The 25436-nt window shown below is 72.7% G+C and carries 17 protein-coding genes; 5 read left to right on the plus strand and 12 right to left on the minus strand.

From position 1 onward, the window contains the following. Positions 1-55: 55 nt before the first annotated feature. Positions 56-3751, minus strand: coding sequence for a S8 family peptidase (locus tag ABZ693_RS21575; protein WP_359879587.1), 3696 nt, complete (start codon positions 3749-3751; stop codon positions 56-58). 252 nt (positions 3752-4003) lie between these two features. Between ABZ693_RS21575 and ABZ693_RS21580 the strand changes: the two genes are divergently transcribed. Then, positions 4004-5065 carry a helix-turn-helix domain-containing protein gene (locus ABZ693_RS21580; RefSeq protein WP_359879590.1) on the plus strand — a complete coding sequence of 354 codons (1062 nt, stop codon included), beginning with the start codon at positions 4004-4006 and terminating at the stop codon, positions 5063-5065. A gap of 30 nt (positions 5066-5095) precedes the next feature. Here the strand turns inward: ABZ693_RS21580 and ABZ693_RS21585 are convergent, their stop codons facing one another. The 4 genes from ABZ693_RS21585 to ABZ693_RS21600 all read right to left on the minus strand — a co-directional run bounded on the left by ABZ693_RS21585 (position 5096) and on the right by ABZ693_RS21600 (position 10426). Then, the gene (locus ABZ693_RS21585) at positions 5096-6061 is read right to left on the minus strand and encodes a hypothetical protein (RefSeq protein ID WP_359879592.1); all 966 of its coding nucleotides are present in this window, start codon (positions 6059-6061) and stop codon (positions 5096-5098) included. A gap of 150 nt (positions 6062-6211) precedes the next feature. Continuing rightward, positions 6212-8848, minus strand: a complete 2637-nt coding sequence (locus tag ABZ693_RS21590; protein ID WP_359879595.1) for a bifunctional FO biosynthesis protein CofGH — start codon at positions 8846-8848, stop codon at positions 6212-6214. Between the two features lie 182 nt (positions 8849-9030). Then, positions 9031-9864: an LLM class F420-dependent oxidoreductase gene (locus ABZ693_RS21595; protein ID WP_359879598.1), complete on the minus strand. Its 834-nt coding sequence runs from the start codon at positions 9862-9864 to the stop codon at positions 9031-9033. A gap of 94 nt (positions 9865-9958) precedes the next feature. Continuing rightward, positions 9959-10426 carry a hypothetical protein gene (locus ABZ693_RS21600; protein ID WP_359879600.1) on the minus strand — a complete coding sequence of 156 codons (468 nt, stop codon included), beginning with the start codon at positions 10424-10426 and terminating at the stop codon, positions 9959-9961. A gap of 36 nt (positions 10427-10462) precedes the next feature. Here ABZ693_RS21600 and ABZ693_RS21605 point away from each other — a divergent pair, with 36 nt between their 5' ends. Both ABZ693_RS21605 and ABZ693_RS21610 read left to right on the plus strand, forming a co-directional pair. Next, the gene (locus ABZ693_RS21605; RefSeq protein ID WP_359879603.1) at positions 10463-11221 is read left to right on the plus strand and encodes a GNAT family N-acetyltransferase; all 759 of its coding nucleotides are present in this window, start codon (positions 10463-10465) and stop codon (positions 11219-11221) included. A 156-nt stretch (positions 11222-11377) separates the two neighbouring features. Then, positions 11378-11581 carry a hypothetical protein gene (locus tag ABZ693_RS21610; protein ID WP_359879605.1) on the plus strand — a complete coding sequence of 68 codons (204 nt, stop codon included), beginning with the start codon at positions 11378-11380 and terminating at the stop codon, positions 11579-11581. 83 nt (positions 11582-11664) lie between these two features. Here ABZ693_RS21610 and ABZ693_RS21615 read toward each other — a convergent pair whose 3' ends face one another. From ABZ693_RS21615 to ABZ693_RS21640, 6 genes are all read right to left on the minus strand, one after another. Next, positions 11665-13230 carry an APC family permease gene (locus ABZ693_RS21615; RefSeq protein ID WP_359879608.1) on the minus strand — a complete coding sequence of 522 codons (1566 nt, stop codon included), beginning with the start codon at positions 13228-13230 and terminating at the stop codon, positions 11665-11667. A gap of 287 nt (positions 13231-13517) precedes the next feature. Beyond that, positions 13518-14996 (minus strand): aldehyde dehydrogenase family protein, encoded by a 1479-nt coding sequence (locus tag ABZ693_RS21620; RefSeq protein WP_359879611.1) that lies wholly within the window; start codon positions 14994-14996, stop codon positions 13518-13520. Continuing rightward, on the minus strand, positions 14993-16744 hold the full coding sequence (locus ABZ693_RS21625; protein WP_359879613.1) for an N-acyl-D-amino-acid deacylase family protein: 1752 nt from the start codon (positions 16742-16744) through the stop codon (positions 14993-14995). Before ABZ693_RS21625 ends, ABZ693_RS21620 begins: the two co-directional genes overlap by 4 nt. A gap of 153 nt (positions 16745-16897) precedes the next feature. Further along, the gene (locus ABZ693_RS21630) at positions 16898-18022 is read right to left on the minus strand and encodes an LLM class flavin-dependent oxidoreductase (protein ID WP_359879616.1); all 1125 of its coding nucleotides are present in this window, start codon (positions 18020-18022) and stop codon (positions 16898-16900) included. 130 nt (positions 18023-18152) lie between these two features. Then, positions 18153-18914: an SDR family NAD(P)-dependent oxidoreductase gene (locus ABZ693_RS21635; protein ID WP_359879617.1), complete on the minus strand. Its 762-nt coding sequence runs from the start codon at positions 18912-18914 to the stop codon at positions 18153-18155. A 13-nt stretch (positions 18915-18927) separates the two neighbouring features. Next, complete coding sequence (locus ABZ693_RS21640) at positions 18928-19848, minus strand: LLM class F420-dependent oxidoreductase (RefSeq protein ID WP_359879620.1); 921 nt, start codon at positions 19846-19848, stop codon at positions 18928-18930. Positions 19849-20554: 706 nt separating this feature from the next. Here ABZ693_RS21640 and ABZ693_RS21645 point away from each other — a divergent pair. After that, complete coding sequence (locus tag ABZ693_RS21645) at positions 20555-20692, plus strand: type II toxin-antitoxin system VapB family antitoxin (protein ID WP_359879707.1); 138 nt, start codon at positions 20555-20557, stop codon at positions 20690-20692. 62 nt (positions 20693-20754) lie between these two features. Here the strand turns inward: ABZ693_RS21645 and ABZ693_RS21650 are convergent, their stop codons facing one another. Beyond that, a complete protein-coding gene (locus ABZ693_RS21650; RefSeq protein WP_359879623.1) occupies positions 20755-21972 on the minus strand; it encodes an amidohydrolase family protein in 1218 nt (405 codons plus the stop codon). A 310-nt stretch (positions 21973-22282) separates the two neighbouring features. Between ABZ693_RS21650 and afsR the strand changes: the two genes are divergently transcribed. Beyond that, entirely contained in the window at positions 22283-25378 is a 3096-nt protein-coding gene (gene afsR, locus ABZ693_RS21655) for an SARP-family global regulator AfsR (RefSeq protein WP_435842497.1), read from the plus strand. Positions 25379-25436 lie beyond the last annotated feature (58 nt).

Genomic DNA, 25436 nt, shown 5'->3' on the forward strand with positions numbered 1-25436 from the left:
GGCCGGGGCACCCGCACCACACGCGGGCACCCCGGCAGTTCTCAGAGACGGACCGTCAGCGGCGGACCCGGTACGCCCGCGTCACCGTCTGGTCGACGGAGTTGCCGTCGGCGTCGGTGGCGGTGACCCGCAGCGACACGAATCCGGCGGCCGACGGGTTGTCGATCGTGCCGTTCAGCGAGCCGTCCAGGCGGACCTGCCGCCAGGAGGCGCCGTCGTCGTACGACGCCCACAGCTTCACCCCGGTGACCTTCGGCCCGGCCAGGCCCTTGGGGTGCCGTACGCCGAGGCCGACCGTCGTCCGGGAGCCGGTGCGCACGCTGTTGGACAGGTCGGCGGCGACCCGGTAGTCGACCGTCAGGGCCGGCATCAGCGCCTCGCCCCGCGTGGAGTGGAAGCGCCAGTCGGTGCGCACCTTGGTGGAGGTGGCCCAGTCGGCGGAGTCCCGCCGCACGTCGGTGACCACCCGGTACTCGGCGCGTCCGGCCGTCATCGGGAAGGCGACGGCCGCGCTGGGGGCGGAGCCGAGCAGGGCACCGTCCTGGTAGACCGTGGCCAGTTCCTTGTCGGCGCCGTCGCGGCTGAGGATCTGCTGGCCGGTGCCGCTGTCGAGCAGACCGGAGGCCATCAGCACACCCGTGTCACCGCTGCGGACCGCGCTGTTGGCCAGGGCGTCCGGCAGCCCGGTGCGGACCACGGCCTTGTTCCAGTCGCGGACCAGCCGCTGTCCCGCGCCGAGCTTCGAGTCCGCCGTCGTCCGCGAGGCGCCCCCGGCCTCCCATACCGGGCCGAGCTTCGTGACCTCGGCGGTGCGCACGCCCGGGGTGACGTACTCGGTCAGGGTGCTCTGCTGCGTCCTGCGCCCGAGGGAGTAGTACGCGACCGTCTGCGCCGGCGACCACGTCAGGCGGCTGTAGCCGCCCTCGGCGCCCGCCGTCGTGCCGTGGAAGCGGGAGTCGACGGTGGCCAGTTCCCCGGCCCGGACCCGGTAGCGCTGGTCGGCGGGGATGCGTCCGTCGGTGTACTTCAGCAACTCGTACGCGTACGGACTGACGGCCGTGCCGGAGAAGGTGATCCGGGCGCCGGACAGCGCGAGCAGCCGTGCGCCCTCGGCGCCGGAGAGGGTCATCGCGGGGATGCGGGTCGCCTTCGGGCTCCAGTGGCCGGCGAGCCAGCCGCCGGGGGTGTCGTTGACGATGAGCACGGCGCGCGCGCCGGCGTCGGCGGCCGCGTCGACCTGTGCGTAGGTCGTGGTGGCGGTGTCCCGCTTCACCAGCGCGAGCTTGCCGCGGACGTCCTCGCCGGGCTTCGCGACGCGCAGGGTCTGCGTGCCGTCGAAGCGCGCGGAGCCGACCCAGCCCTCGAAATAGGAGACCTTCAGTGCGCGGCTGCCCTCGCCCAGGAGCCGGGCCTTGAGCGCGGGCGCGCCGAGCGACCAGCCGACACGGGACTCGAAGAGGCCGGGGTCCGCCGTCGGCGAGGGCACGGAGTAGACGGCCGTGTCCTTGCCGAGCCAGGTCTCGCGGCCGTGGATCGCGTCGACCGTCGGGGAGCGGTCGGTGATGCCGATCCGGACGCGGTTCGCCTCCGTCGGCAGCGGGGTGTTCATGGTGACCGGGCCGGCCTTGGAGCCGTCGAAGGTGAGGGTCCGGTCGGAGTCGATGACGGTGACCGGCTGGGCCGCGTACGTGAACTCGTGGAGCATGCTCCAGTCGGGGCTGTAGTGCGAGATCTCCGCGACGAAGGAGTGCTCGCCGCGCGGCAGCCGCACCGTGACGGTCCCGTCGTCGCCGACCGGGTAGGTCTCCGGGAACTCCATCTTGTCGACGGCGGTGACGCTGACCGCGGCCAGGCCGTCGGTCGGCTTGCCGTCGCGGTCGAGGACCTTCATGGTCACGTCGTAGCGCTGCACGTCGCGGCCGAATCCGATGGCGGTGACGGCGGTCGTCGCGCCGTCGGCGGAACGGGCGGTGACGTGCGCGCCGTGCGAGCCGGTGGTGACGCCGGCGGTGGCGAGGGTGACGGGCACCTCGGCGGTGCCGTGCGCCGGTACGGTCACCGTGGAGGCGCCGAGCGCGAGCACGCCGGCCGGCAGCTGCTCGCCGGCCTCGCCGAGCGAGAGGGTCAGGGTGACGGGCGCGTCGCCGTCGTTGACGTACGTGATCTTCTTCTCGACGGGCGCCGAGTCGTCCCAGCCGCGCAGGCCGAAGTCGACGGTGCCGTCGGCGGACACCTGCTGCCGGACCGCGCGCGCCACATCCGTACGACCGGCGCCCTGGGCGAACACGGAGGTGTCGGCGGTGGTCTTCGCCGTGCTGACCAGCTGGCTCTTCAGCCGCGCGGCCGTCCAGTCGGGGTGGCGCTGGGCGAGGATCGCGGCGGCGCCGGCCACGTGCGGGGTGGCCATGGAGGTGCCGCTGGCCCGGGTGTAGCCGTCGCCGACGGGGGTGCCCATGGTCGTACCGGCGGCGCGGGCGGCGACGATCCCGGCGCCCGGCGCGGTGATCTCCGGCTTGAGCGCGCCGTCGCCGCGCGGGCCGCGGCTGGAGAAGCTGGTGACGGCGTCGTTGGCGTCCACGGCGCCGACCGTCAGGGCCGCGGCGGCGGCGCCGGGGGTGCCGACGGTCTTGGCGCCGGGGCCGCTGTTGCCGGCCGCGATGGCGAACAACACGCCTGTCTCGGCGGTGAGTTCGTCGACGGCGAGGGCCATCGGGTCGGTGCCGTCAGCGCCTTCGCCGCCGCCCAGGCTCATGGAGACGACCTTCGCGCCGGAGTGCGCGGCCCAGTCCATGCCCTCGATGATCGAGGACTCGGAGCCGGAGCCGCCGTCGTCGAGCACCTTGCCGACCACGAGCTTGGCGCCGGGCGCGACGCCCTTGTACTTTCCGCCGGAGGCGGCGCCGCTGCCGACGATCGTGGAGGCGACGTGCGTGCCGTGGCCGTGGCCGTCGCGCGCGGTCTCGCCGGGGACGAAGCTGCGGCTCTCGGCGATGCGGTCGGCGAGGTCGGGGTGGGTGGCGTCGACGCCGGTGTCGAGCACCGCGACCTTGACGCCGGTGCCGTCGTATCCGGCGGCCCACGCCTCGGGCGCGCCGATCTGCGGCACGCTCTTGTCGAGGAGCGCGTCGACCTTGCCGTCCAGCCAGACGTTCCGGATACCGCCCGACAGACGGGCCTTGGGGGTGCCGGCCCGGGCGCTGTCGTCGTCGACCGCCTCCCAGAACGCGTCGCCCTTGCTCTTGTCGGCGCTGACGGCGGCCCCGCGGACACCGGGAAGCTTGCGGGTGAGCCGGGCCCCGCCGGGCGCGGTCTTCGCGCTGTCGCCCTCGCCCTCGTAGCGGACGATCAGCGGGGTCGACGCGCGGTGGGCGTCGTCGAAGCCCTGCGCGACCAGCCGCGTCACGTTGAACAGCCGTTTGTCGACGCGGCCGTTCTGGATCAGGGCCTCGGCAGCGCGGGGGATCACGTACACGTCGGTGCCGACGGTGTACGTCCGCAGCCCCGCGGCGCTGCCCCGGTACGGCTGGACGTCGACGCCCACCGTCTTCCCGGCGCGGGTGGCCAGGGTGACCTTGTCGCCGGTCACCAGCGTGACCGTCGCCGTACGGACCGCGTCCTTGGGCGCGGCGGCGGTCACCGCGTCCTGCCCGGACTCCGGGAGGGGGGCGGCACCGTACGCGTAACCGCTCACGGCCATGGTGGTGGCGAGAGCGAAGCCGAGCAGTGCGGTCGTCGATCTGCGTCGTCGCATGCGAGAGCACTCCTTCCGCCGGCGGGGGTTCCGGTCCGGCGGATCCAGAGTCGGCAGGAAGGATCACCTTCGCTACGGGCCGCGTCTGACGAAGAAGCGACATGTCCACTCGCCGCCATCTTGGCCTCCGCTTCCCCTGGCCGAGAGACGCCCGTGGTATGAGGCGCTCTCGTTTCTCATGGGTCCGGTGTGCTTTGATCACGCCGTGCTCAGGGGTTGATGCGTCGGCCGGGGGTGGGTGGGTGCGTCGTGATGGAAGAGAACGTGCTGGAGGCGGCAGGGGTCGGTGCCGGGGAGGAGCGGGTGTACCGCTTCCTCGTAGGGGTGCGCGAGGCCGAACCCGCCGTGGTGGCCGTGCAGTTGGGTATCGACGAAAGGCGGGTCCACACGCTCCTCGCATCGCTTCACGACAAGGGCCTGGTGGGGCGGGCCGCCGAACCGGCGGACGGCGGCCCCGCGCGGTACGTGCCGGTGGCACCCGACGCGGCGCTGCGGCCGCTGCTGCTGCGCGGGCACGAGGCGCTGGAGTCGGCGCGCCGGGGTGTGGAGCGGCTCGCCGAGGAGTACCGGGCCGGGGGCCGTCGGCACGACGCCGGGGAGCTCGTCGAGATCATCACCGGAGTGAGCGTGATCCGGCAGCGGCTGCGCCATCTGGCGTACGGGGCCCGGGAGATGCGCTGGCTGTGCAAGGCCCGCCCGGTGGCCCTGGCGGCGGAGGAGAACGACGAGGAGTGGGAAATGCTCGCCCGCGGCGTCCGGTACAAGACGATCTACGAGCGGGAACTCCTCGAACAGCCCGGCATGGTGGACAACGTCGCCCGGAGCATCCGGGCCGGCGAACAGGCCCGGGCCAGCGAGACCCTGCCCGTCCGGCTGGTGATCGCGGACGACTCCATCGCCGTCTGCCCGCTCCTGTACGGGCACAAGGACGCGGCGGACGGCGAGGGCGCCCCGCCCGGCCGGCCGGGCGAGCCGACGGCCGCCGTCATCCACAGCAGCAGCCTGCTGGACGCGCTGATCGCCCTGTTCGAAAGCCACTGGACGGCCGCGTCCCCGCTGCACGTCACGGACTCCGGCGAACTGTCCGACGCCGGCGGCGGCAGCAGCCCCGGGCCGGCCGTCCATCTCGCCGATGACGAAAGGTACCTGCTGTCCCTGATCGTCGCCGGGGTCGCGGACAAGGCGATCGCCTCGCAGCTCTGGGTCAGCCAGCGCACGGTGCAGCGCCGGATCCAGGTCCTGATGCAGCGCGCGGGGGCACTGACCCGGACCCAGCTGGTGTGGCAGGCGGCGCAGCGGGGCTGGCTGGCGTGAGGAGTGGTGGGGTGTGAGCGGGGCGGCGGGTCAGTACCCGCCGCCGAAGCCGCCGCCGACGAATCCGCCCACTCCGCCGGTGGCGGTGCCGCCACCCGTGTAGCCGTGGCGCCTCGGCGGTGGCGGCGGGGGCGTGGTGAAGGTGAGGTGGTCCTCGCCGAACAGTTCCCGCCACCAGCCACCGAAGCTCACGCCCGCCAGCTCGCGTTCCGTCGCGACGACGGCCGCGTGGTCCCACTCCAGCCGGGCCGGGCTCAGCTCCTTGAGGGCCCGGCGCAGTTCGTGCAGGTCGACGGGCGGGAGGGAGGGGGCGGGAGGGTTCTGCCGCGCCGGGTCGGGCGCGGGGCTGTCGCCGCCGGAGGGTACGTCGTGCCGGAAGAGGCGCGCCGCCGGGCCTTCCGCCGCCGAACCGTCCACCACCGTCGTCCAGCCCCAGACGGCCCGGCGGGCGAGCTCGGCCCGGTGGCGGCGGGCCCGTGCCTCCCGCTCCTCGTGCCGGACCTTCTTGCGCATCTCCGCCTCGATCGCCTGCCCGATCTCCAGGCGGACCGGCTTGTACTCCTCACTGGCCTGTCGCATGACCTGCTCGTAGCGCCGCCGGGCCTGCTCCCAGGCACGCAGGGCACGGCGTGTGGCGACGAGCCGCCACCCCGGCAGGGCCCGGGCGTGCCGGTGGGCGGCGACCAGTTCGGTGCTGGCCTCGTCCACCGCGGTGGCGTAGGCGACGGCGGCCTCGGCCCAGCGGCGGCAGGTGCGTGCCGAGCACGGGACCATGCCGCCCTTTGGAGCGATCCGGAACTTCACGCCCGCCTCGTACGAGGCGGGCGTCCGCATCTCGTAGAAGAGGACCGAGAAGGAGGGGCTGTGGTCGAGGAGCCAGCGGGGGCGGCGTGCCTCGACGTGGACGCGGCCCTTCTCGGGGCGGACCGGCCCGCCGCCCTGTCCGGACAGCGGTCTCTGGTGAGCCAACAGTTTCGGCAGCTCTGAACGACTCATCGGCTCCGCCCCCTTTGTCCCGTGCCCCCATGGTGCCGCCGCGCCGGCCGCGCGGGCAATGCCCGCGCACCGCCCGCCCCCGCACCCGCTCCCACCAGACATCAGGCATCGGACATCAGGCATCGGACGGCGGACACCGGACAGCGGACGTCAGGCGCCGTCCTCCGCGGGAAGGAGCGGCAGCAGCTCCGGGAGGTGCCCGTCCGAGTCCCGGGCGGCCCGCTGCCGTTCCTCCGGCACCTCCCCGTACAGGGTGGTGCGCAGCCGGGAGGGTCGGCCGGCCGCCTCGGCGATGGCGGCGAGGTCGCGGATCGAGCGGTACGACCCGTAACTCGATCCGGCCATCCGGGAGATGGTCTCCTCCATCAGCGTTCCGCCGAGGTCGTTGGCGCCGGAACGCAGCATCTCGGCGGCGCCCTCGGTGCCCAGCTTCACCCAACTGGTCTGGATGTTCGGGATGTACGGGTGGAGCAGCAGCCGCGCCATCGCCGTCACGGCGCGGTTGTCGCGGATCGTCGGCCCGGGTCGGGCGATGCCGGCGAGGTAGACGGGCGCGTTGGTGTGCACGAACGGCAGGGTCACGAACTCCGTGAAGCCGCCCGTTCGTTGCTGGATGCGGGCCAGGGTGCGCAGATGGCCGAGCCAGTGCCGGGGCTGGTCCACGTGCCCGTACATCATCGTGGAGGAGGACCGGATGCCCAGCTCGTGGGCGGTGGTGACGACCTCGGTCCAGGTGGCGGTGGGCAGTTTGCCCTTGGTGAGCACCCAGCGGACCTCGTCGTCGAGGATCTCGGCGGCGGTGCCGGGTATCGAGTCGAGGCCGGCCTCCTTCGCGGCCGTCAGCCACTCGCGGATCGAAAGCCCGGTGCGCGAGGCGCCGTTGACGACCTCCATCGGCGAGAAGGCGTGCACATGGATGCCGGGGACGCGTTCCTTGACGGCCCGCGCGATGTCGAAGTACGCGGTGCCGGGCAGGTCGGGGTGGATGCCGCCCTGCATGCAGACCTCGACGGCGCCGACGTCCCACGCCTGCGCGGCCCGGTCGGCGACCTGCTCCAGGGACAGGGTGTAGGCGTCGGCGTCGGTGCGCCGCTGGGCGAAGGCGCAGAACCGGCAGCCGGTGTAACAGACGTTGGTGAAGTTGATGTTGCGGGTGACCAGGTACGTCACCTCGTCGCCGACCACCGACTTCCGCACGTCGTCGGCGACCCGGCACAGCGCGTCCAGGGCCGGGCCGTCGGCGTGCAGCAAAGTGAGCGCCTGGGCGTCGGTGAGCCGCGTCGGGTCGTCGGCGGCGACGGCCAGCGCCTCGCGCGTGTCGGCGTCGATCCGCTCCGGCGCGAGGGCGTCGGGAACGAGACCGGGCGCGGCGGCCTCGCGCAGCGCGTCCCAGTCCCCGTAGACGTGGTCGAAGTCCTCGCGCCGGTCCGCGGTACGGCCCTCGGTGTCGATGGTGCGGTGCAAGTCGGTGCGTCCGGAGGCCAGTTCGGTGAAGCTCTCGTCCGGCTCCTGCCAGGGCAGCCCGCGCACCACGGCGTCGGGGTCGGCGAGGCCGGTGGCCGGGTCGGCGAGGGCGCGGACGTGCGGCATCACGCGCGGGTCCAGCCACGGCTCGCCACGCCGCACGAACTCCGGGTACACGCACAGCCGTTCGCGCAGCTCGAAGCCGGCGGCCTCGGACCGCCGGGCCAGCTCCTCAAGGGCGGGCCAGGGGCGTTCGGGGTTCACGTGGTCGACGGTGAGCGGGGACACCCCGCCCCAGTCGTCGATGCCGGCGGCGATCAGCCGCTCGTACGCGGAGTCGACCAGGTTCGGCGGCGCCTGCAGGCAGGCGGACGGACCCATGATGAGCCGGGCGACGGCGACGGTGGCGACCAGGTCGTCGATCTCCGCGTCCGGCATGGCGCGCATCGCCGTGTCGGGCTTGGCGCGGAAGTTCTGGATGATGAGTTCCTGGATGCCGTGGTAGGCGCGGGCGATCCGGCGCAGCGCGAACAGCGAGTCGGCGCGCTCCTCGTACGTCTCGCCGATGCCGATCAGCAGCCCGCTGGTGAAGGGCACGGACGAGCGGCCGGCGTCCTCCAGCACCCGCAGCCGGACGGCGGGTTCCTTGTCGGGCGACCCGTAGTGCGGCTGCCCGGGCTCCTCCCACAGCCGCCGCGAGGTCGTCTCCAGCATCATCCCCATGCTGGGCGCGACCGGCTTGAGCCGCTGGAAGTCGGTCCAGGACAGCACCCCGGGGTTGAGGTGCGGGAGCAGCCCGGTCTCCTCCAGGATCCGGATCGCCATGGCCCGTACGTACGCGATCGTGTCGTCGTACCCGTGCGCGTCCAGCCACTCGCGCGCCTCGGGCCAGCGGTCCTCGGGCTTGTCGCCGAGGGTGATCAGGGCTTCCTTGCAGCCGAGCGCGGCGCCCTTGCGGGCGACGTCCAGCACCTCGTCCGGCGACATGAACGCCCCGTGCCCGGCCCGCCGCAGCTTGCCCGGCACGGTGGCGAAGGTGCAGTAGTGGCAGACGTCCCGGCAGAGCCGGGTGAGCGGGATGAACACGCTCTTCGAGTACGTGACGATCCCGGCCCGCCCGGCCTCGGCGAGCCCGGCGTCCCGCACCCGCCCGGCGGTCGCGACCAGGTCCGCCAGATCCTCCCCGCGCGCCCGCAACAGCACGGCGGCTTCCCCCGCGTCCAGCGCCACCCCGTCCCGGGCCCGCCGCAGAGCCCGGCGCATGGCGTTCCCGGTGGGCCGGGAGGAGCCGGAGGGCGCGTGTGATGCCTGGTGATCCGTCATGAACCGAGCATACGAGCGCCCCGGGGCCGATCGGCCGGGGCCGGGACAAGGGACCTGGTCAGAGGGCGCTCGACGAGCCGCCCCGGCGGCAGGCCTCGCCCGGCGGCGAGGACGGCCCTGTGATCACGGGCCTCCGTGGAGACCCGGATCGTCTTCCTCTCCGTGAGCCGACCGTATCGCCCCTATGCCAGATAGCGGGCGTAGTCGTCCAGAACGCCCAGCACCGTGCTCTCGTCGCCCGCCGGGAGTTGCAGGACGACTTCCTCGCAGCCCAGTTCGGCGTAGTGGTCGAGCTTGCCGGGGCTCGGGAGGACGGCGTACGGGACGACCTGGAGGGACTTCGGGTCGCGGCCCGCGCGTTCCCAGGTGGCGCGGAGGGCCGGGAGGGTCTCGGTCAGGCCGCGGCCGCCGATGGGGAGCCAGCCGTCGGCGCGGTCGGCGATCTCGGCGAAGAGCCGGGGCCCCGCCGCGCCGCCGAGGAGGATCCGCGGGGCGCCGCCGGGCGGCTTGGGCCAGACCTCGGAGGGGCCGAAGGAGTGGCCGAACGCGCCGTCGTGGGCGAGGGGCGCGGGCGCCCACAGGGCGCCCATCAGGTCCAGCCGGTCGGAGACGAGGGCGCGCCGGCTGGACCAGACGACGCCGTGTCCGGCGGCCTCCTCGCGGTTCCAGCCGTAGCCGACGCCCAGGGTGAACCGCCCGCCCGACAGGTGGTCGAGGGTGGCGACCTGCTTGGCGAGGACGATCGGGTCGTGCTGGGCGACCAGGGTGATGCCGGTGCCGAGCCTGAGGTGTTCGGTGACGGCGGCGGCCTGCCCGAGGGCCACGAACGGGTCGAGCGTGCGGGCGTACTCGCGGGGCAGCGGCCCGCCCGCCGGGTAGGGGCTCTCGCGGGAGACGGGGATGTGGGTGTGCTCGGGCAGGTAGAGCCCGCCGAAGCCGCGCTCTTCGAGCGCGCGGGCCAGCCGTACCGGCGTGATGGTCTCGTCGGTCAGGAAGATCGTGGTCGAGATCCGCATAGGCGGCACGGTAGGGCGTACGGCGCGGATTTCCGAGAGCGCGTCGAGGACCCGAGCGGCGGAGTGCCCGCCGCGCGCTCCCCCGCCCCGGCCCTCAGTCGATGGCCCGCCGCTGCGCCGCCAGGTCGCCGTACCCGCCGGCCTCCCACACCCGCTCCCGGAACTCCTGGAGCGTGAGCGGCCGTACGTCCTCCCCGGGGACGTCCGCGAAATGCGCCGTGCCGCAGCGGTGGCAGTACCAGCCGCGCGCCCACAGCGCCTCCGCCCGCTGCCGGCCACGCGTCAGCCGGGCGAAGGCGTTGCGCCGCCGGACGAGCACGACGGCCACGACCCCGGCGAGGGCGCCGAGGCAGCCGAGGGCGTACGTCGGCCCCTTCGGTACGGGCGCCAGTGCCGCGGAGAGGGCGGTGGTCTCCCGCCGCGTCACCGTCCGCGAGTCGCCGTCCATGTCCCGCTCGCGGCTGGTGACGGCGGTGCGTCCGGCCAGGTACGCGGCGGGCACCGCCTGGGTCAGATCGTCCCGTCCGCAGCCCGGACAGGTCTGTCCGTTCCCCGAAATCATGTGTCCCCCTGTGATCGATCTCCCTACGGTGGCCGCATGCTGACACGACTCGAAACCTTTTACGACGCCGTGCCGAGGCCCGGTTCCCGCGCCGAGGACTTCGGCCCGATCACGCTCTTCGTACGGGAGGGCGCGGGCTGGCCGTACTACGCGCGGCCCACGCTCGGGCACACCGGCGAGGTGCCGGTCGAGGCGGTGGAGCGGGTCCGGGCGCGGCAGCGGGAGCTGGGGGTGCCGGAGGCGTTCGAGTGGGTCGCCGAGACGACCCCGGCGCTGCGGGCGGCCGTGGAGGCGACCGGTCTCCCGGTGCGCGAGCACCCGCTGATGGTCCTGGACCCGGATGGTGTGCGGCCGTTCGCCGAGCCCGAGGGCGTGACCGTACGGGTGGTGGACGCGGCCGACCCCGCCCTGGAGAGCGCCCTCGCCGCCCAGTGCGCCGCCTTCGACGCCCCGCTCGCGCCGGGCGCCGCCGCCGACACGGCGGCCAGGATCGAGGCGGGCCTGACCCGTCTGGTGGCGGCCGTCGACGCGGACGGCACCGCGCTCGCCGCCGGGCAGCTCCAGTCGGCGGGGCCGGTCACCGAGGTCGTCGGCGTCGGCACCCGCCCAAAGGCCCGCCGCCGCGGCCTGGGCCTCGCGGTCACCGCGGCCCTGGTCGCGGACGCCCGGACCCGGGGCGCGGAAACGGTCTTCCTCTCCGCCACGGACGCGTCGGTGGCCCGCCTGTACGCCCGCCTCGGCTTCCGTACGGTCGCCACGGCCCTCATCGCGGAGGCCGACGCTCCGGAAGCATGACGCGGGGAACCCTCCGGGCCACCACCTGGCAACCCCTCGGGATCCCCCTCTCCCCCACCACCGGACAGGTCCCCGCGCCCTCACGACCACCCCCTCACACGCCCCGCACCCCACGCCCCGCGTAACCCGCCCCACGCCCCACCCGTTGGGCCCGGCATGAACAAGTTCCTCGCCGCCGCCCTCACCGTCGCCGCCGCGGCGACCACCCTCGGCGCCGCCGGTACCGCGTCCGCCGACAACACCAACCTCCCCACCGTCGTCCCCCTCAGCGGCCTCCTCTCTCCGAAGCCGAAGCCGGCCCAGGCGGCCCAGATGCCGCCCACGAACCAGCTGGTGGAGAACCTGCTCCCGCACCTCTGATCCAGAGCCGCGGAAACGACGAAGGTGGCGGGACCCCCCACGGGCCCGCCACCTCGCCGTATCCCTCGCCGCTTTGTCGGTCGTCAGTCCTGGACGACCAGCGAGGGGGTCTCCTTGGTGAGCACGAGACCGCGGAAGAAGTCCGGGCTCCGGCGCTGCATCACCAGCATGATCACCAGGCCGAGCAGCAGCAGTCCGACGCCGATGACGAACACGGACCCGACGCCGAAGACGGCCGAACCGGAGCCGTAGGCCGGGTCCCACATGTCGTACAGCGTCTTGCCGAAGACGGCGGTCAGGAGCAGGCCGCCGACCAGCGGGAACAGGCCCTTGAAGACGAGATCGCGGAACGATCCGGTGAGCTCGCGCCGGAAGTACCAGACGCAGGCGAAGGCCGTCAGCGCGTAGTAGAAGCAGATCATCAGACCGAGCGCGTAGATCGTGTCGACCAGGACGTGCTCGCTGACCAGGGTCATCACCGTGTAGAAGAGCCCGGTGGCGACACCGGCGATCACGGTCGCCTTGCCGGGGGTCTTGAAGCGCGGGTGGACACGGGCGTACGAGGCCGGCAGCGCCTCGTACGTCGACATCGCGAGCACCGTACGGGCCACCGGGATGAACGTGGTCTGCAGGCTGGCCGCGGCCGACGCGAGGACGGCGACGAACAGCAGGATGCCGAGCGCGGGGCCCATGACGGGTCCGGCGAGCGCGGCGAAGACGTTGTCGGAGGTGTCCGGGTTGGCGAGGCCGAGGCCGGTGTCGCCGGAGCCGACGGCCATCTGGGCGGCGATGCCGGTGGCGAGGTACGAGCCGACGAGGACGACCATCGCGATGAGGGCGGCGCGGCCGGGGGTCTTGGTGGACCCGGTCGTCTCCTCGTTCGCGGTCAGGCAGGCGTCCCAGCCCCAGTACATGAAGATCGACAGCGACAGGCCGGCGGTGAACGCGGCGAAGGACTGCACCGCGAAGGGGTTCATCCAGGACCAGGAGAAGTCCACCGAGGTCGGCAGCGAGCCGGCCTTCGACAGCGCCATCCCGACGAACACCGCGAGGACGAGGAGCTGGAGGCCGACGAGCGCGTACTGCACGCCCTTGGTGGCGGTCATGCCGCGGTAGCTGATGGCGGTGGCGGCGGCGATCAGGCTCAGACAGGTGACGATGTGGACGGCTTTGTTGCCGTCGAGCGCGGCCACCGAGGCGTTGTTGGTGATCTCGCCGGCGAGCAGCCAGAAGTAGGAGGTCGCGACGCCGGCCAGGTTGGACAGCACGATGATCGTCGCGATGACGAGGCCCCAGCCGCACATCCAGCCGAGGCGGGGGCCGAAGGCCTTCACGGTCCAGGTGAAGGAGGTGCCGCAGTCGGGCATGGCCTTGTTGAGCTCGCGGTACGCGAACGCGACGAGCAGCATCGGCAGGAAGCCCGCGAGGAAGACGGCGGGCATCTGGAGGCCGACCTCACCGGCGGTGGAGCCGAGGGTCGAGGTGAGGCAGTAGACGGGGGCGACAGTCGAGATGCCGATGACGGCACTGCCGAGAAGGCCGACGGAATTGCCGCCGAGGCCCTTGGTACGCACGCCGTGGTTGTCGCCCTGGGCAGCGACGCCCCTTACCGTGTCTCCGGCCGGGGGCCGCATGTCCAGCTGAGTCATGAACAGGACGTTAAATGCTGCGGTTTCCACATCCGGAAGATCAAGTTCCGCTCAACGGATCGACTGTCACCTTGCATTGAGGGACCCAAATCCCCCAAACGCCAGCGATTGAAAGATCGACGATCGAGCGGACCGACCAACTGGTAGGTCGGTAGCCTCACGTCCGATATGCGGGAACCGCAGCACCATCCCAAATGTCCGTTTCCAAAATTTCCCGTGGAATTTTCGGGGACGCCCGCCGGCCGCGTCTCCCCGGCCGCTTCCCGGTCGTTCCCCGGCCCCCGCCCTCACCCTCCGGGCCAGACCACCGCCTGCAGTTCGCTGTACGCGTGCAGCGCGTACGAGCCCACGTCGCGCCCGATCCCGCTGCGCTTGAACCCGCCGAACGGGGCCTCCATGTTCCGGCCGATCGTGTTGATCCCGACCCCGCCCGACCGCAGCCGCCCCGCCAAGCGGAACGCGCGGGCCACATCGCCGGACCACACGTAGTCGATCAGTCCGTAGTCGGTGTCGTTCGCGAGCGCGACGGCTTCCTCCTCGTCGTCGAAGGGCACCACGACGACCACCGGACCGAAGATCTCCTCCCGCACCACCCGCATCCCGGGCGCGCAGTCCGCGAGGAGGGTCGGCGCCACGTAGAAGCCGCGTTCCAGGCCGGGGCCGGCCGGCCGCTCGCCGCCCGCCACCACCCGCGCGCCCTCCTTGAGGCCCAGCGCCACGTACCCCTCGACCCGGTCGCGGTGGGCCGCCGAGATCACCGGGCCGACCACCGTGCCGCGCTCCGCCGGAGGCCCGACCGTGAGCACGCGCGCGTACGCCGCCAGCTTCTCCACCAGCCGGTCGTGGATCGGGCGCTGAGCGAGCACCCGCGTCGGGGCCGTACAGATCTGCCCGCTGTAGAAGGAGAAGGTCGTGCCGATCCCACGGACCGCCGCGTCGAGTCCTCGGTCGTCCACGTCCTCGAACACCAGCGCCGCGCCCTTGCCGCCCAGCTCCATCAGCTGCCGTTTCATCGCGCGCCCGCACACCGCGCCGATCGCCTGCCCGACGGCCGTGGAACCGGTGAAGGAGACCATGTCGACCTCCGGGGAGTCGACGGCCGCCTCGCCGACGGCGGGCGCGGAGCCGGTCACCACGTTCACCACCCCGGCCGGAACGCCCGCTTCCGCGAGGGCGCGGGTCATCGCGTACACCGACAGCGGATCCTGCGGGGCGGGCTTCACCACGACCGTGTTGCCCATCGCGAGCGCCGGGGCGATCTTGCCGGCCGGGTTCGCCCAGGGGTTGTTGTACGAGGTGATGCAGGCGACCACGCCCACCGGGCGCCGTACCGCCAGCGCGCCGACCACACCGGACGGGCCCATCGGTCCGGCCTCGTTGATCTGCGGGGGCAGCGCCTGCTCCACCGGTTCCAGGGCACCGCGCGCGTACCGCCGGAAGCGGGCGGCGGCGACGGCGACCTGCATGCCGCGGGCGGTCGCGGTCGTCGCGCCGCTCTCGGCGCGGGCGAGCCGGGCGTGCGCGTCGGCGTCGCGGGCCATCAAGGTGGCGGCCCGGTCGAGGATCGCGGCGCGTTCCTCGGGTGCCGTACGGGACCAGGTGGCGAAGGCGGCGCGGGCGGCCTCGGCCGCCGCGTACACCTGGGCGCGGGAGGCCTCGGGCGCGAGGCCGACGACCTCCTCGGTGGCGGGGTCCGTGACGGCGTAATGACCGCCGTCCGGCGCGACCCACTCCCCTCCTATATAGAGGGCCTCGATCGGACTCATCGGGTGCTCACCGTCCTCGTGTCGCGGCCCGAGCGCAGCAGGCGGCCGGGGATCGCGCCGGTCAGCCGGTCGTCGCGGACGGTCTCGACGCCGTTGACGCGGACGGAGACGACGCCGAGGGCGCGCGAGTCGAGGCGCGGGCTCGCGCCCGGCAGGTCGTGGACGAGGGTGGCCGGGCCGGCGTCGATCCGTTCGGGGTCGAAGAGGACCAGGTCGGCGTGGTGGCCGACGGCGATCCGGCCCCGGTCGCGCAGCCCGAGGAGGCGGGCCGGGTCGTCGCTGAGCATCCGCACGGCCCGCTCCAGGGGGACCAGCTTGCGGCCGCGCAGGCAGTCGCCGAGGAAGCGGGTGGTGTACGGGGCGCCGCACATCCGGTCCAGGTGGGCGCCGGCGTCGGAGCCGCCGAGCAGGACGTCCTCGTGCTGCCAGGTCTCGCGGCGCAGGGCCCAGGAGGCCGGGTCGTTGTCGGTGGGCATCGGCCACAGGACGGTGCGCAGGTCGTCGGCGGCGCAGATCTCGACGAGGCAGTGGAAGGGTTCCAGGCCGCGTTCGGCGGCGATGTCGTTCACGACGCGGCCGGTCAGGCCGGCGTTGGCGGCGCTGTAGGTGTCGCCGATGACGTAGCGGCCGAAGTCGGTGAGGCGCCGGAAGACGCCGGCCTCCTCGGAGACGGCGTGCCGCAGCAGCTCCGCCCGTACCTCGGGGTCGCGCAGCCGCGCGATCCGTTCGGGGACGGGCAGGGCGAGGACGTCTCCCCAGCCCGGGATGAGGTTGAGGGCGCAGAAGGTGCCGAGCGACATGTTCATGGGGGTGAGGATCGGCATGGTGAGGGCGACGATCCGGCCGCCGGACTTGCGGGCCCGTTCGGAGGCGAGGAGCTGGCGCGGGACGCGTTCGGGGACGGCGGAGTCGATGGTGAGGACGTTCCAGTTGAGCGGACGCCCGGCGGCGGCGCTCATCTCGACGAACAGGTCGATCTCGGCGTCCGAGAACTGGTCGAGGCAGCCGGCCAGGATCGCCTCGATCTGGGTGCCCTCGTGTTCTCCGACCGCTCGGGACAGGGCGATCAGTTCGGCGGGGGTGGCGTGCCGGGAGGCGACGGGCGCGCCGTCGCCGTCGGAGTGGGTGGCGGACTGGGTGGTGGACAGCCCCCAGGCGCCCGCCTCCATCGCTTCCTTGAGGAGGTCCGTCATCCGCCGGATCTGCTCGGGCGTGGCCGCGCCGCCGATCGCGTCCGCCCCCATCACGTACCGGCGCAGGGCGCAATGGCCCACCATGAAACCGGCGTTGACGGCGGTCCTGCCGTCGAGGGCGTCGAGGTACTCGGCGAACGACGACCAGGACCAGTCGACGCCTTCCTCCAGGGCGGTCAGGGACATGCCCTCGACCTTGGCCATCATGCGGCGCGTGTAGTCGGCGTCCTCGGGACGGTCGGGGTGCAGTGGGGCGAGCGTGAAGCCGCAGTTGCCGCCCGCGACGGTGGTGACGCCGTGCTGGAGGGAGGGGGTCGCGTACGGGTCCCAGAAGAGTTGGGCGTCGTAGTGGGTGTGCGGGTCGACGAAGCCGGGGGCGAGGACGAGTCCGGTGGCGTCCTCCTCGGTGCGGGCCGCCACCCCGGCGCCACTGCCGCCGGTTCCGGGTTCCGCGATGAGGGCGATCCGGCCGTCGCGGACCCCGACGTCGGCGATGCGGGCGGGGGCTCCGGTGCCGTCGACGACGGTGGCGCCCTTGACCAGGTGATCGAGCATGGCGTGCCGTTCCCTTCCTTCCGTGTCCCTTCCTCCATGGCGTGGGTGTGCCCCGGACCGGTGGCCGCCGCGGAACGGCCGCCGGCCGGGGCGTGACGGGGCGGCGGTCCGGGAAGACGCCGCCCCGCGCCGAGTGCTCTGCCGAGCCGCGGCTCAGCTGCCGGCGGACTGCCGGAAGCGGGTCGTCCGGTGCACCGGGTCGGTGTCGATCTGCGGGATCACGTGCTCGCCGATCAGCTTGATCGTGTTCTTCGTGTCCTCGGCGGAGATGCCGATCGGCAGCCCGAAGGACAGCTGGTCGGCGCCCGCCTGCTCCCAGCGACGGCACTGGGCGAGGACCTCGCCCGGGTCGCCGCAGATCATCAGTTCCTCCTGGATGAGGAGTTCGATGATCTCGGCGGAGTACTCGGGCAGCAGCTCCGGCCACTCCGGGATGCCGTCGGGCCGCGGGAAGGTGTCGTGGTAGCGGAAGAGCAGCGACTGGAGGTAGTTGAGCCCGCCGCCGACGGCGATCTCGACCGCCTTCTCGTGGGTCTCGGCGCAGATCGCGGTCGAGGTGACCATGACGTTGTCGTTGACGAAGTCGCCGACCGCCCGCGCCTCCTTGATCGCCGACTTGTAGGACTCCAGGACCCACTCCATGTCGGAGACCTTCTGCACGCTGAAGCCGAGGACGCCGAGCCCCTTGCTGCCCGCCATGGCGTACGAGGAGGGGGACCCGGCCGCGTACCACATGGCCGGGTGCGACTTCCCGTACGGCTTGGGCAGCACCTTGCGGGGCGGCAGCGACCAGTGCTTGCCCTGGAACCCCTCGTACTCGTCCTGGAGCCACATCTTGGGGAACTCGGCGATCGTCTCCTCCCAGATCTCCTTGGTGTGGTTCATGTCGGTGATGCCCGGCATGAACCCGAGGATCTCGTGGGAGCCGGCACCCCGGCCGGAGCCGAACTCGAAGCGTCCGCCGGAGAGATGGTCGAGCATGGCGACCTTCTCGGCGACCTTCACCGGGTGGTTGACCGGGGCGAGCGGGTTGAAGATGCCGGATCCGAGGTGGATGCGGTCGGTGGCGTGGGCGAGGTAGCCCAGGAAGACGTCGTTGGCGGAGAGGTGGGAGTACTCCTCCAGGAAGTGGTGCTCGGAGGCCCAGGCGTACTTGAAGCCGGACGCGTCGGCCTGGATGACGTACTCGGTCTCCTCCATCAGGGCCTTGTGCTCGGCCTCGGGATCGGTCTCGGCGCGCTTGCCGACGTATCCCTGAACGAAGATCCCGAATTCCAAGGAAGTTCACCACCCTCGCAGATTTCTGACGCTCCGTCAGATTCGTTGATGTGCCCGACTCTCGCACCGCGTACCTGACCCGTCAATACACCTGACGGCTCGTCAGATACACGGCCCGGCGGCCCGGCGCTCAGAACAGACTGACACCCGCGAGCCATCCCCCGTCGATCACGAACGGCTGTCCGGTGATGTACGAGGAGTCCTCGGAGGTCAGGAACAACGCCAGCGACGCCACCTCCTCGGGCCGTCCGATCCGGCCGAGCGGCACCCGGGTGCGGTACAGCTCGGCCGTCGCCGCCGGGTCCACGCCCTCCAGGTTGCTCATGGCGGTGTCGATGGCGCCGGGGCAGATCGCGTTGACACGGACGCCGCCGGCGGCGAGTTCGAGGGCCGCGACCCGGGTGAGCCCGAGCACCGCGTGCTTGGTCGCGGTGTAGGCGCCGACGCCCGCCATGCCGGTCATCCCGGTGTACGAGGAGGTGTTGACGATCGTGCCGCCGCCGGCCGCGACTATCTCGGGCGCGACCGCGCGGATGCCCAGGAAGCAGCCGGTCTGGTTGACCTGCACCAGCGACTGGAACTCGTCCAGCGGCGTCGACACCAGCTCGTTGAACCGCACGATCCCGGCGTTGTTGACCAGTCCGTCGACCCGGCCGAACCGCTCCTTCGCGGCCGCCACCGCCGCCGCCCACTCCTCCTCGCGGGTCACGTCCAGGTGGACGTACGCCGCCCGCTCCTCGCCCAGGTCCTTGGCCACCGCCCGGCCCGGCTCGTCCAGCACGTCCCCGAGGACCACCCGCGCCCCCTCGGCCGCGAACAGCCGCGCCTCCTGCTCACCCTGTCCGCGCGCCGCACCCGTGATGACCACGACACGCCCGTCCAGCTTGCCCATGAAGCCACACTCCTCAGTTCAGATGGGGAGCGACCTCGGCGGCGAACGCCGCCATCTGGTCGGTGAGTTCGCTACGGCTCCGGCAGCGGAACCGCACCTGGATCTGTTCCACGCCCATCGCGCCGTACGCGCGCAGGGATGCGGCGATCATGTGCGCATCGCCGCTCAGGGTGCGCCGTCCGGTGTCCCAGCCGGGCACGCCGACGTACAGCGGCTCGGTGATGGCGCCGATGACGACCGGGTCCTCGTTCCCCGCCTCGGCGCGTAACTTCCGGAGTCTGCCGATCAGTTCGGGCAGCCGGTCGCGCGGGTCTCCCTGCGGCAGCCAGCCGTCCCCCTTGAGCGCGGCCCGGCGCAGGGCGGCGGGCGAGGAGCCGCCGATCCACAGCGGCACCCGCGCCTGGGCGGGCCGGGGCGCGAGGGCGAGATCCCGGAAGGCGAAGCGCTCGCCCGCGTGCTCCGGGTACTCCTCGGGCCCGAGCGCGGCCCGCAACGCGTCGACCGTCTCGTCGAGCACGCCGCCGCGCCCCGCGAAGTCGGCCCCGACCGCCGCGAATTCCTCGGCCACGTGCCCGGCTCCGACTCCGAGGACCAGCCGGCCCCCGGAGAGCCGGTCGAGGGTCGCGTACGCCTTGGCCGTGAGCAGCGGATGCCGCAGTCCGACGACCGCGACGTGCGACAGCAGCCGCACCCGCTCGGTGGCGGCGGCCAGGTAGCCGAGGGTGGCGACCGGGTCGTACCAGACGGTCCCCATCGCGCCGGCGAGCCGCCGCGGGATGACGACATGGTCGCAGCAAGCGATGTAGTCGAAGCCGTGAGCGTCGGCGGCCCGCGCGACGGCCACCAGATCGTCGGGCCCGGCATCGGCCTCCCAGGGTTCGGCGTAGAGAGTGCTCTGCGACTGGACGGGTAACTGCATCCCGTAGACCACCATGGGACTCCCCCTTATCTGACGCCACGTCATATACCCAGGCGGGCCATGCTCGTACCTGACTCTCCATCAGACAAGAGGCGGGGAGGGGTGGTCCGTGTGGCGGAGGGTTCCGCGAAGAGGTGTGACGCCATGCGACTCCATGTACCCACGGCCACCACAGGGAGACGCGGCGTGACACGGCTGTGACGCAGAGGAGCATCGCCGGTGACATGGACCCGGCGCGACAGGAGCACACGGCGCGCACGGCGCGCGTGAGCCGCCCCCTCATGGGCTATTCGAGCGGAACGCCCTCTCTTGTCACTCACAGGCGGTTTGGTGTGCTCTGAGCGCCGGAATCCTTCATGTCGGGTGCGTCTCACCCGTTCACATGGAGAAGGGGCCGATGTCATGAAGGACCTGGCTACATGAAGGACCTGACTCCGGATGCGGCTGAGGACGCCCCAGGACTGGGCCGCACCCGAGGGACGGCCTCCGGTCAGGGGCGCCGGAGGCCGTCCGCCGTGAGTCCCAGCAGGTCGATGGCGTTGCCACGGACGATGCGCTCGACGACGTCCAGGGCATCGCACTTCATCGGGCAAGGGTCAGACGGCCGCCTACCCCATCCCGGCCCGCCGTGAGACCAGAGCGGCGCGACCCAGTGGTATGCGACCCTTGACGCGCCATCGGCGTCACAGAGAGGTGCGAAGCGACTACGGATTGGATCGACATCGACGAGGACGCGCTGCGCCGCGTGATGGCTCAGTCCAAGGCGAGAACCACGGACGAGGCCGTCGATCTCGCCCTCCGGTTCTACATCGACCGACAGGAGCGCGCGGCACGCATCAAGGGCCTGGGCGAACAGTGAGACCGTGACGTCCTGGCGCACACAACCCCCACCGACCCCCGGGACAACGAGGGTCCCTCCGCTCAGGGGTGCCAGAGGCCGTCCGCCGTGAGTCCCAGCAGGTCGATGGCATTGCCGCGGACGATGCGTTCGACGACATCGGGGGTCAGGTGGGCCATCTGCCTCTCGGCGACCTCGCGGGACTTCGGCCAGGTGGAGTCGGAGTGCGGGTAGTCCGTCTCGTACAGGACGTTCCCGACCCCGATCGCGTCGAGGTTGCGCAGGCCGAAGGCGTCGTCGAAGAAGCAGCCGTACACGTGCCCCGCGAAGAGTTCGGACGGCGGGCGCAGCACCTTGTCGGCGACGCCGCCCCAGCCGCGGTTCTCCTCCCACACGATGTCGGCGCGCTCCAGGATGTACGGGATCCAGCCGATCTGGCCCTCCGCGTACATGATCCGCAGGTTCGGGAAGCGCTCGAACTTGCCGCTCATCAGCCAGTCGACCATCGAGAAGCAGCAGTTGGCGAAGGTGATGGTGGAGCCGACGGCGGGCGGCGCGTCGGCGGAGGTGGACGGCATCCGGCTGGAGGAGCCGATGTGCATGGCGATCACGGTGCCGGTCTCGTCGCACGCGCGCAGGAACGGATCCCAGTGGTCGGTGTGCACGGACGGCAGCCCGAGGTGCGGCGGTATCTCGGAGAACGCGACCGCGCGCACGCCGCGCGCCGCGTTGCGCCGGACCTCGGCCGCCGCGAGCTCCGGATCCCACAGCGGGATGAGGGTGAGCGGGATCAGCCGGCCCCGCGCCTCGGGGCCGCACCACTCCTCGACCATCCAGTCGTTGTAGGCGCGGACACACAGGAGTCCGAGTTCACGGTCGGCGGATTCGGTGAAGGTCTGTCCGCAGAAACGCGGAAACGTGGGGAAACAGAGGGCGGACTGGACGTGATTCACGTCCATGTCGGCGAGACGCGCGGGCACCGCGTGGGAGCCGGGGCGCATCTGCTCGTAGGTGATGACCTCCAGCCGGATCTCGTCCCGGTCGTAGCCGACGGCGGTGTCCAGGCGGGTGAGCGGGCGGTGCAGGTCCTCGTACACCCACCAGTCGCCGAGGGGGCCTTCGTCCCCCTTTTCACCCATCACGGGGGCGAACTTTCCCCCCAGAAAGGTCATTTCCTTCAGCGGCGCGCGGACGATACGGGGTCCGGTGTCGCGGTAACGGGACGGGAGCCGGTCCTGCCAGACGTGCGGGGGCTCCACGGTGTGGTCGTCCACCGAGATGATCGTGGGGAAGCTCTCCATGCGCTTCACGGTAGCGCTGATCTGACGATCCGTCAGTAAATGGTCGGGAGCGCGCCCACGGAACGGCGCGACCCGATGCTGACGCATCCCCTCCGGACAAGGCAGACTGTCGGGGGCGAAACCAGCGGTACGGGCAGGGGGAGCTATGGACCGTGAGGACGGGCCGCGAGTTCCGGGACAGCGGACTCCGAAGCAGGAATCCGGCGGGCAAGCGGGCCGGAACGCGGGCACACGCGTGAACGGCCCCGCGGGCGACACCGCGGGCGACACCGCGGTTTCCTCCGTGGGCGCGGCCGGTACGGCGGCGGGCATGGCGGAGGCGACCGATCCGGTCGTGTCCGGTGCGACGGCGGGCACGGGCACGCAGGTGTCCGCGGCCACCGGCGCGGGCACGGGCAGCGATGCGGCGGCGGAGACGACGGCCGACGCGGGCACGGGCACGGATGTGACCACGGGCGTGGCCTCGGACGAGGCCGCGAGGACGGCGGGTGGCGAGAACGACGCCGCCACGCTGCGCTTCCGCGTGCTCGGACCCGTCCGCGTGTCCCTCGGCGACCAGTCCCTGCCCAACGGCTCCCCGCAGCAGCGCGCCCTGCTCGCCGCCCTCCTGCTGCGCGAGGGCCGCACCGCCACCGCCTCCGAGCTGATCGACGCCATCTGGGGCGAGGAACCGCCGTCCCAGGCGCTGGCCGCCGTCCGTACGTACGCCTCCCGGCTGCGCAAGGTCCTCGGCCCGGGCGTGCTGGTCAGCGAGTCCGGCGGCTACGCGCTGCGCGCCACCGCCGGCGCCACCGCCCTCGACCTGGGCGAGGCCCAGGACCTGGCCAACGAGGCCGACAAGCTCCGCGCCGCCGGACAGCGCGGCGAGGCCCGCGACCGGCTCAACGCCGCCCTGGCCCTGTGGGACGGCGAAGCACTGGCCTCCGTACCCGGGCCGTACGCCGAGACCCAGCGCACCCGCCTGGACGAGTGGCGGCTCCGGCTCCTGGAGACCCGGCTCGACCTCGACCTGGAGGTCGGCGCCCACGCCGAGGCCGTCTCCGAACTGACCGCGCTCACCGCCGCCCACCCCCTGCGGGAACGGCTGCGCGAGCTGCTCATGCTGGCGCTCTACCGGTCCGGGCGGCAGGCCGAGGCACTGGCCGTGTACGCCGACACCCGCCGGCTCCTCGCCGACGAACTCGGCGTCGACCCCAACCCCGAACTCTCCCGCCTCCAGCAGCGCATCCTCCAGGCCGACGCCGAACTGGCCCGCCCGGTCGAGGAATCCGCCCCGGCCGCCGCCACCATCGCCCGGCCGGCACAGCTTCCGGCCACCGTCCCCGACTTCACCGGCCGCGACGCCTTCGTCCGCGAGCTCGGCGACCAGCTCGCCACCGCCGAGGGCTCCGTCATGGCGGTCTCGGCCGTCGCGGGCATCGGCGGCGTCGGCAAGACGACCCTCGCCGTACACGTGGCGCACGCCGCCCGGCCGCACTTCCCGGACGGGCAGCTGTACGTCGACCTCCAGGGTGCGGGCGCCCGGGCGGCGGCGCCGGAGACGGTGCTCGGCGCGTTCCTGCGCGCGCTCGGCACCCCGGATTCGGCCATTCCGGACACCGTGGACGAGCGCGCCGCGCTCTACCGCTCCACCCTCGACGGCCGCCGCGTCCTCGTCCTCCTCGACAACGCGCGAGACGCCGCACAGATCCGGCCGCTTCTGCCCGGCACGGCCGGCTGCGCCGCCCTCGTCACCAGCCGCATCCGCATGCTCGACCTGGCCGGCGCGCATCTGGTGGACCTGGACGTCATGTCGCCGGAGGAGGCGCTCCAGCTCTTCACCCGGATCGTGGGCGAGGAGCGGGTGCGGGCCGAACGGGAGGCCGCCCTCGACGTGGTCGCCGCCTGCGGGTTCCTGCCGCTGGCCATCCGTATCGCCGCCTCCCGGCTCGCCGCCCGCCGCACCTGGACGGTCTCCGTCCTCGCCGCGAAGCTCGCCGACGAGCGCCGCCGCCTCGACGAACTCCAGGCGGGCGACCTCGCCGTCAAGGCCACCTTCGAACTCGGCTACGGCCAGCTGGAACCGGCCCAGGCCCGCGCCTTCCGCCTCCTCGGCCTCGCCGACGGCCCCGACATCTCCCTGCCGGCCGCCGCGGCCGTCCTCGACCTGCCCGAGTGGGAGACCGAGGACCTGCTGGAGGCCCTGGTCGACACCAGCCTCCTGGAGTCCGCCGCCCCGGGCCGGTACCGCTACCACGACCTCCTCCGGCTCTACGCGCGTGCATGCGCCGAACGCGACGAACAGCCCCCGGTGGAGCGCGAGCTGGCGCTGTCGCGGCTGCTGGACTTCTACCTGTCGACGGCGGCCCGCGTGTACGCGATCGAGCGCCCTGGCGACCGCCTCGTCGACCACCTGGAGCCGACGACCTTCGACGGTCTCACCTTCACCGACCGCCACGCGGCCCAGGACTGGCTCTACGCCGAGGCCGACTGCCTCCTCGCCTGCGTCCGCCAGTCGGCGTCCGCCCCCGGCACGGTGCGCCGGGCGGTCGACCTCCTGTGGGCAGCGCTGGATCTCGGCGAGTCCGGCGCCAACTCCAAGGAGTTCGAGGCAGTGGGCTCGTTCGTCCGGGAAGCCGCCCACGCTCTCGGTGACGCGCGGGCCGAGGGCCGGGCGCTGACGGCGCTGGCAGGTGTCCACCACACCGCCGGCCGGTTCACCGAGGCCGACCGCGATGCCGAACTGGCTCTTCCCTACGCGGAAGCAGCCGGTGACCCCGTGCCGGGCTGCTGGTCCGCGAACGCCCGGGGCATCATCGCGCTGTACCAGAACCGGTTCGAGGAGGGCGAGGTGCACCTCGCCCACGCCATCGAACGGTTCCGGGGAGTCGGTGACCTGCCCGGCGAGGCGAGCGCGCTGTGCAACCTGTCCCGCATCCACCTGGCCACGGGACGCACGGCGCGGGCCATCGCCCTCGCCGAGGAGGGCACGCATATCTACGACTCGATGGGGCACTCGCTGCGCGGCGCCAACGGCCGCTACGCGCTGGGCCTCGCACTCACCGAAGCCGGGCGTCTGGACAAGGCCGTGGAGCGGCTGAGCGAGGCCCTGGAGGTCTTCCGCGACAGCCGGCAGCGGCTGTGGGAAGGCATGACGCTCTTCCGGCTGTCCGAGGTGGACATCGCGGCGCGGCGCCATGCCCAGGCGGCTTCCAACGCCGAAATGGCGCTCACCGTCCTCAGCGGAATCGGCGGTGCGTGGCGGCGCGGTAACGTCCTGACCGTGCTCGGGCACGCGCTTCAGGGCATAGGACAGCCGGGCCGTGCGCAGGTCTGCTGGCAGGAGGCACTCGATACCTTCGAGTCCCTCGGCGCACCGGAGGCGGCCGGCGTCCGTCGACTGCTGACGCCCGCCGCCGCGGCCTGAGCCCCGACGGACACGCACCGCCTCACTCGCCTGGGCGTTCATCATTCGTTTATCGCCG

This window comes from Streptomyces laurentii, from assembly GCF_040635425.1.
GTDB classification, from domain to species: domain Bacteria; phylum Actinomycetota; class Actinomycetes; order Streptomycetales; family Streptomycetaceae; genus Streptomyces; species Streptomyces laurentii.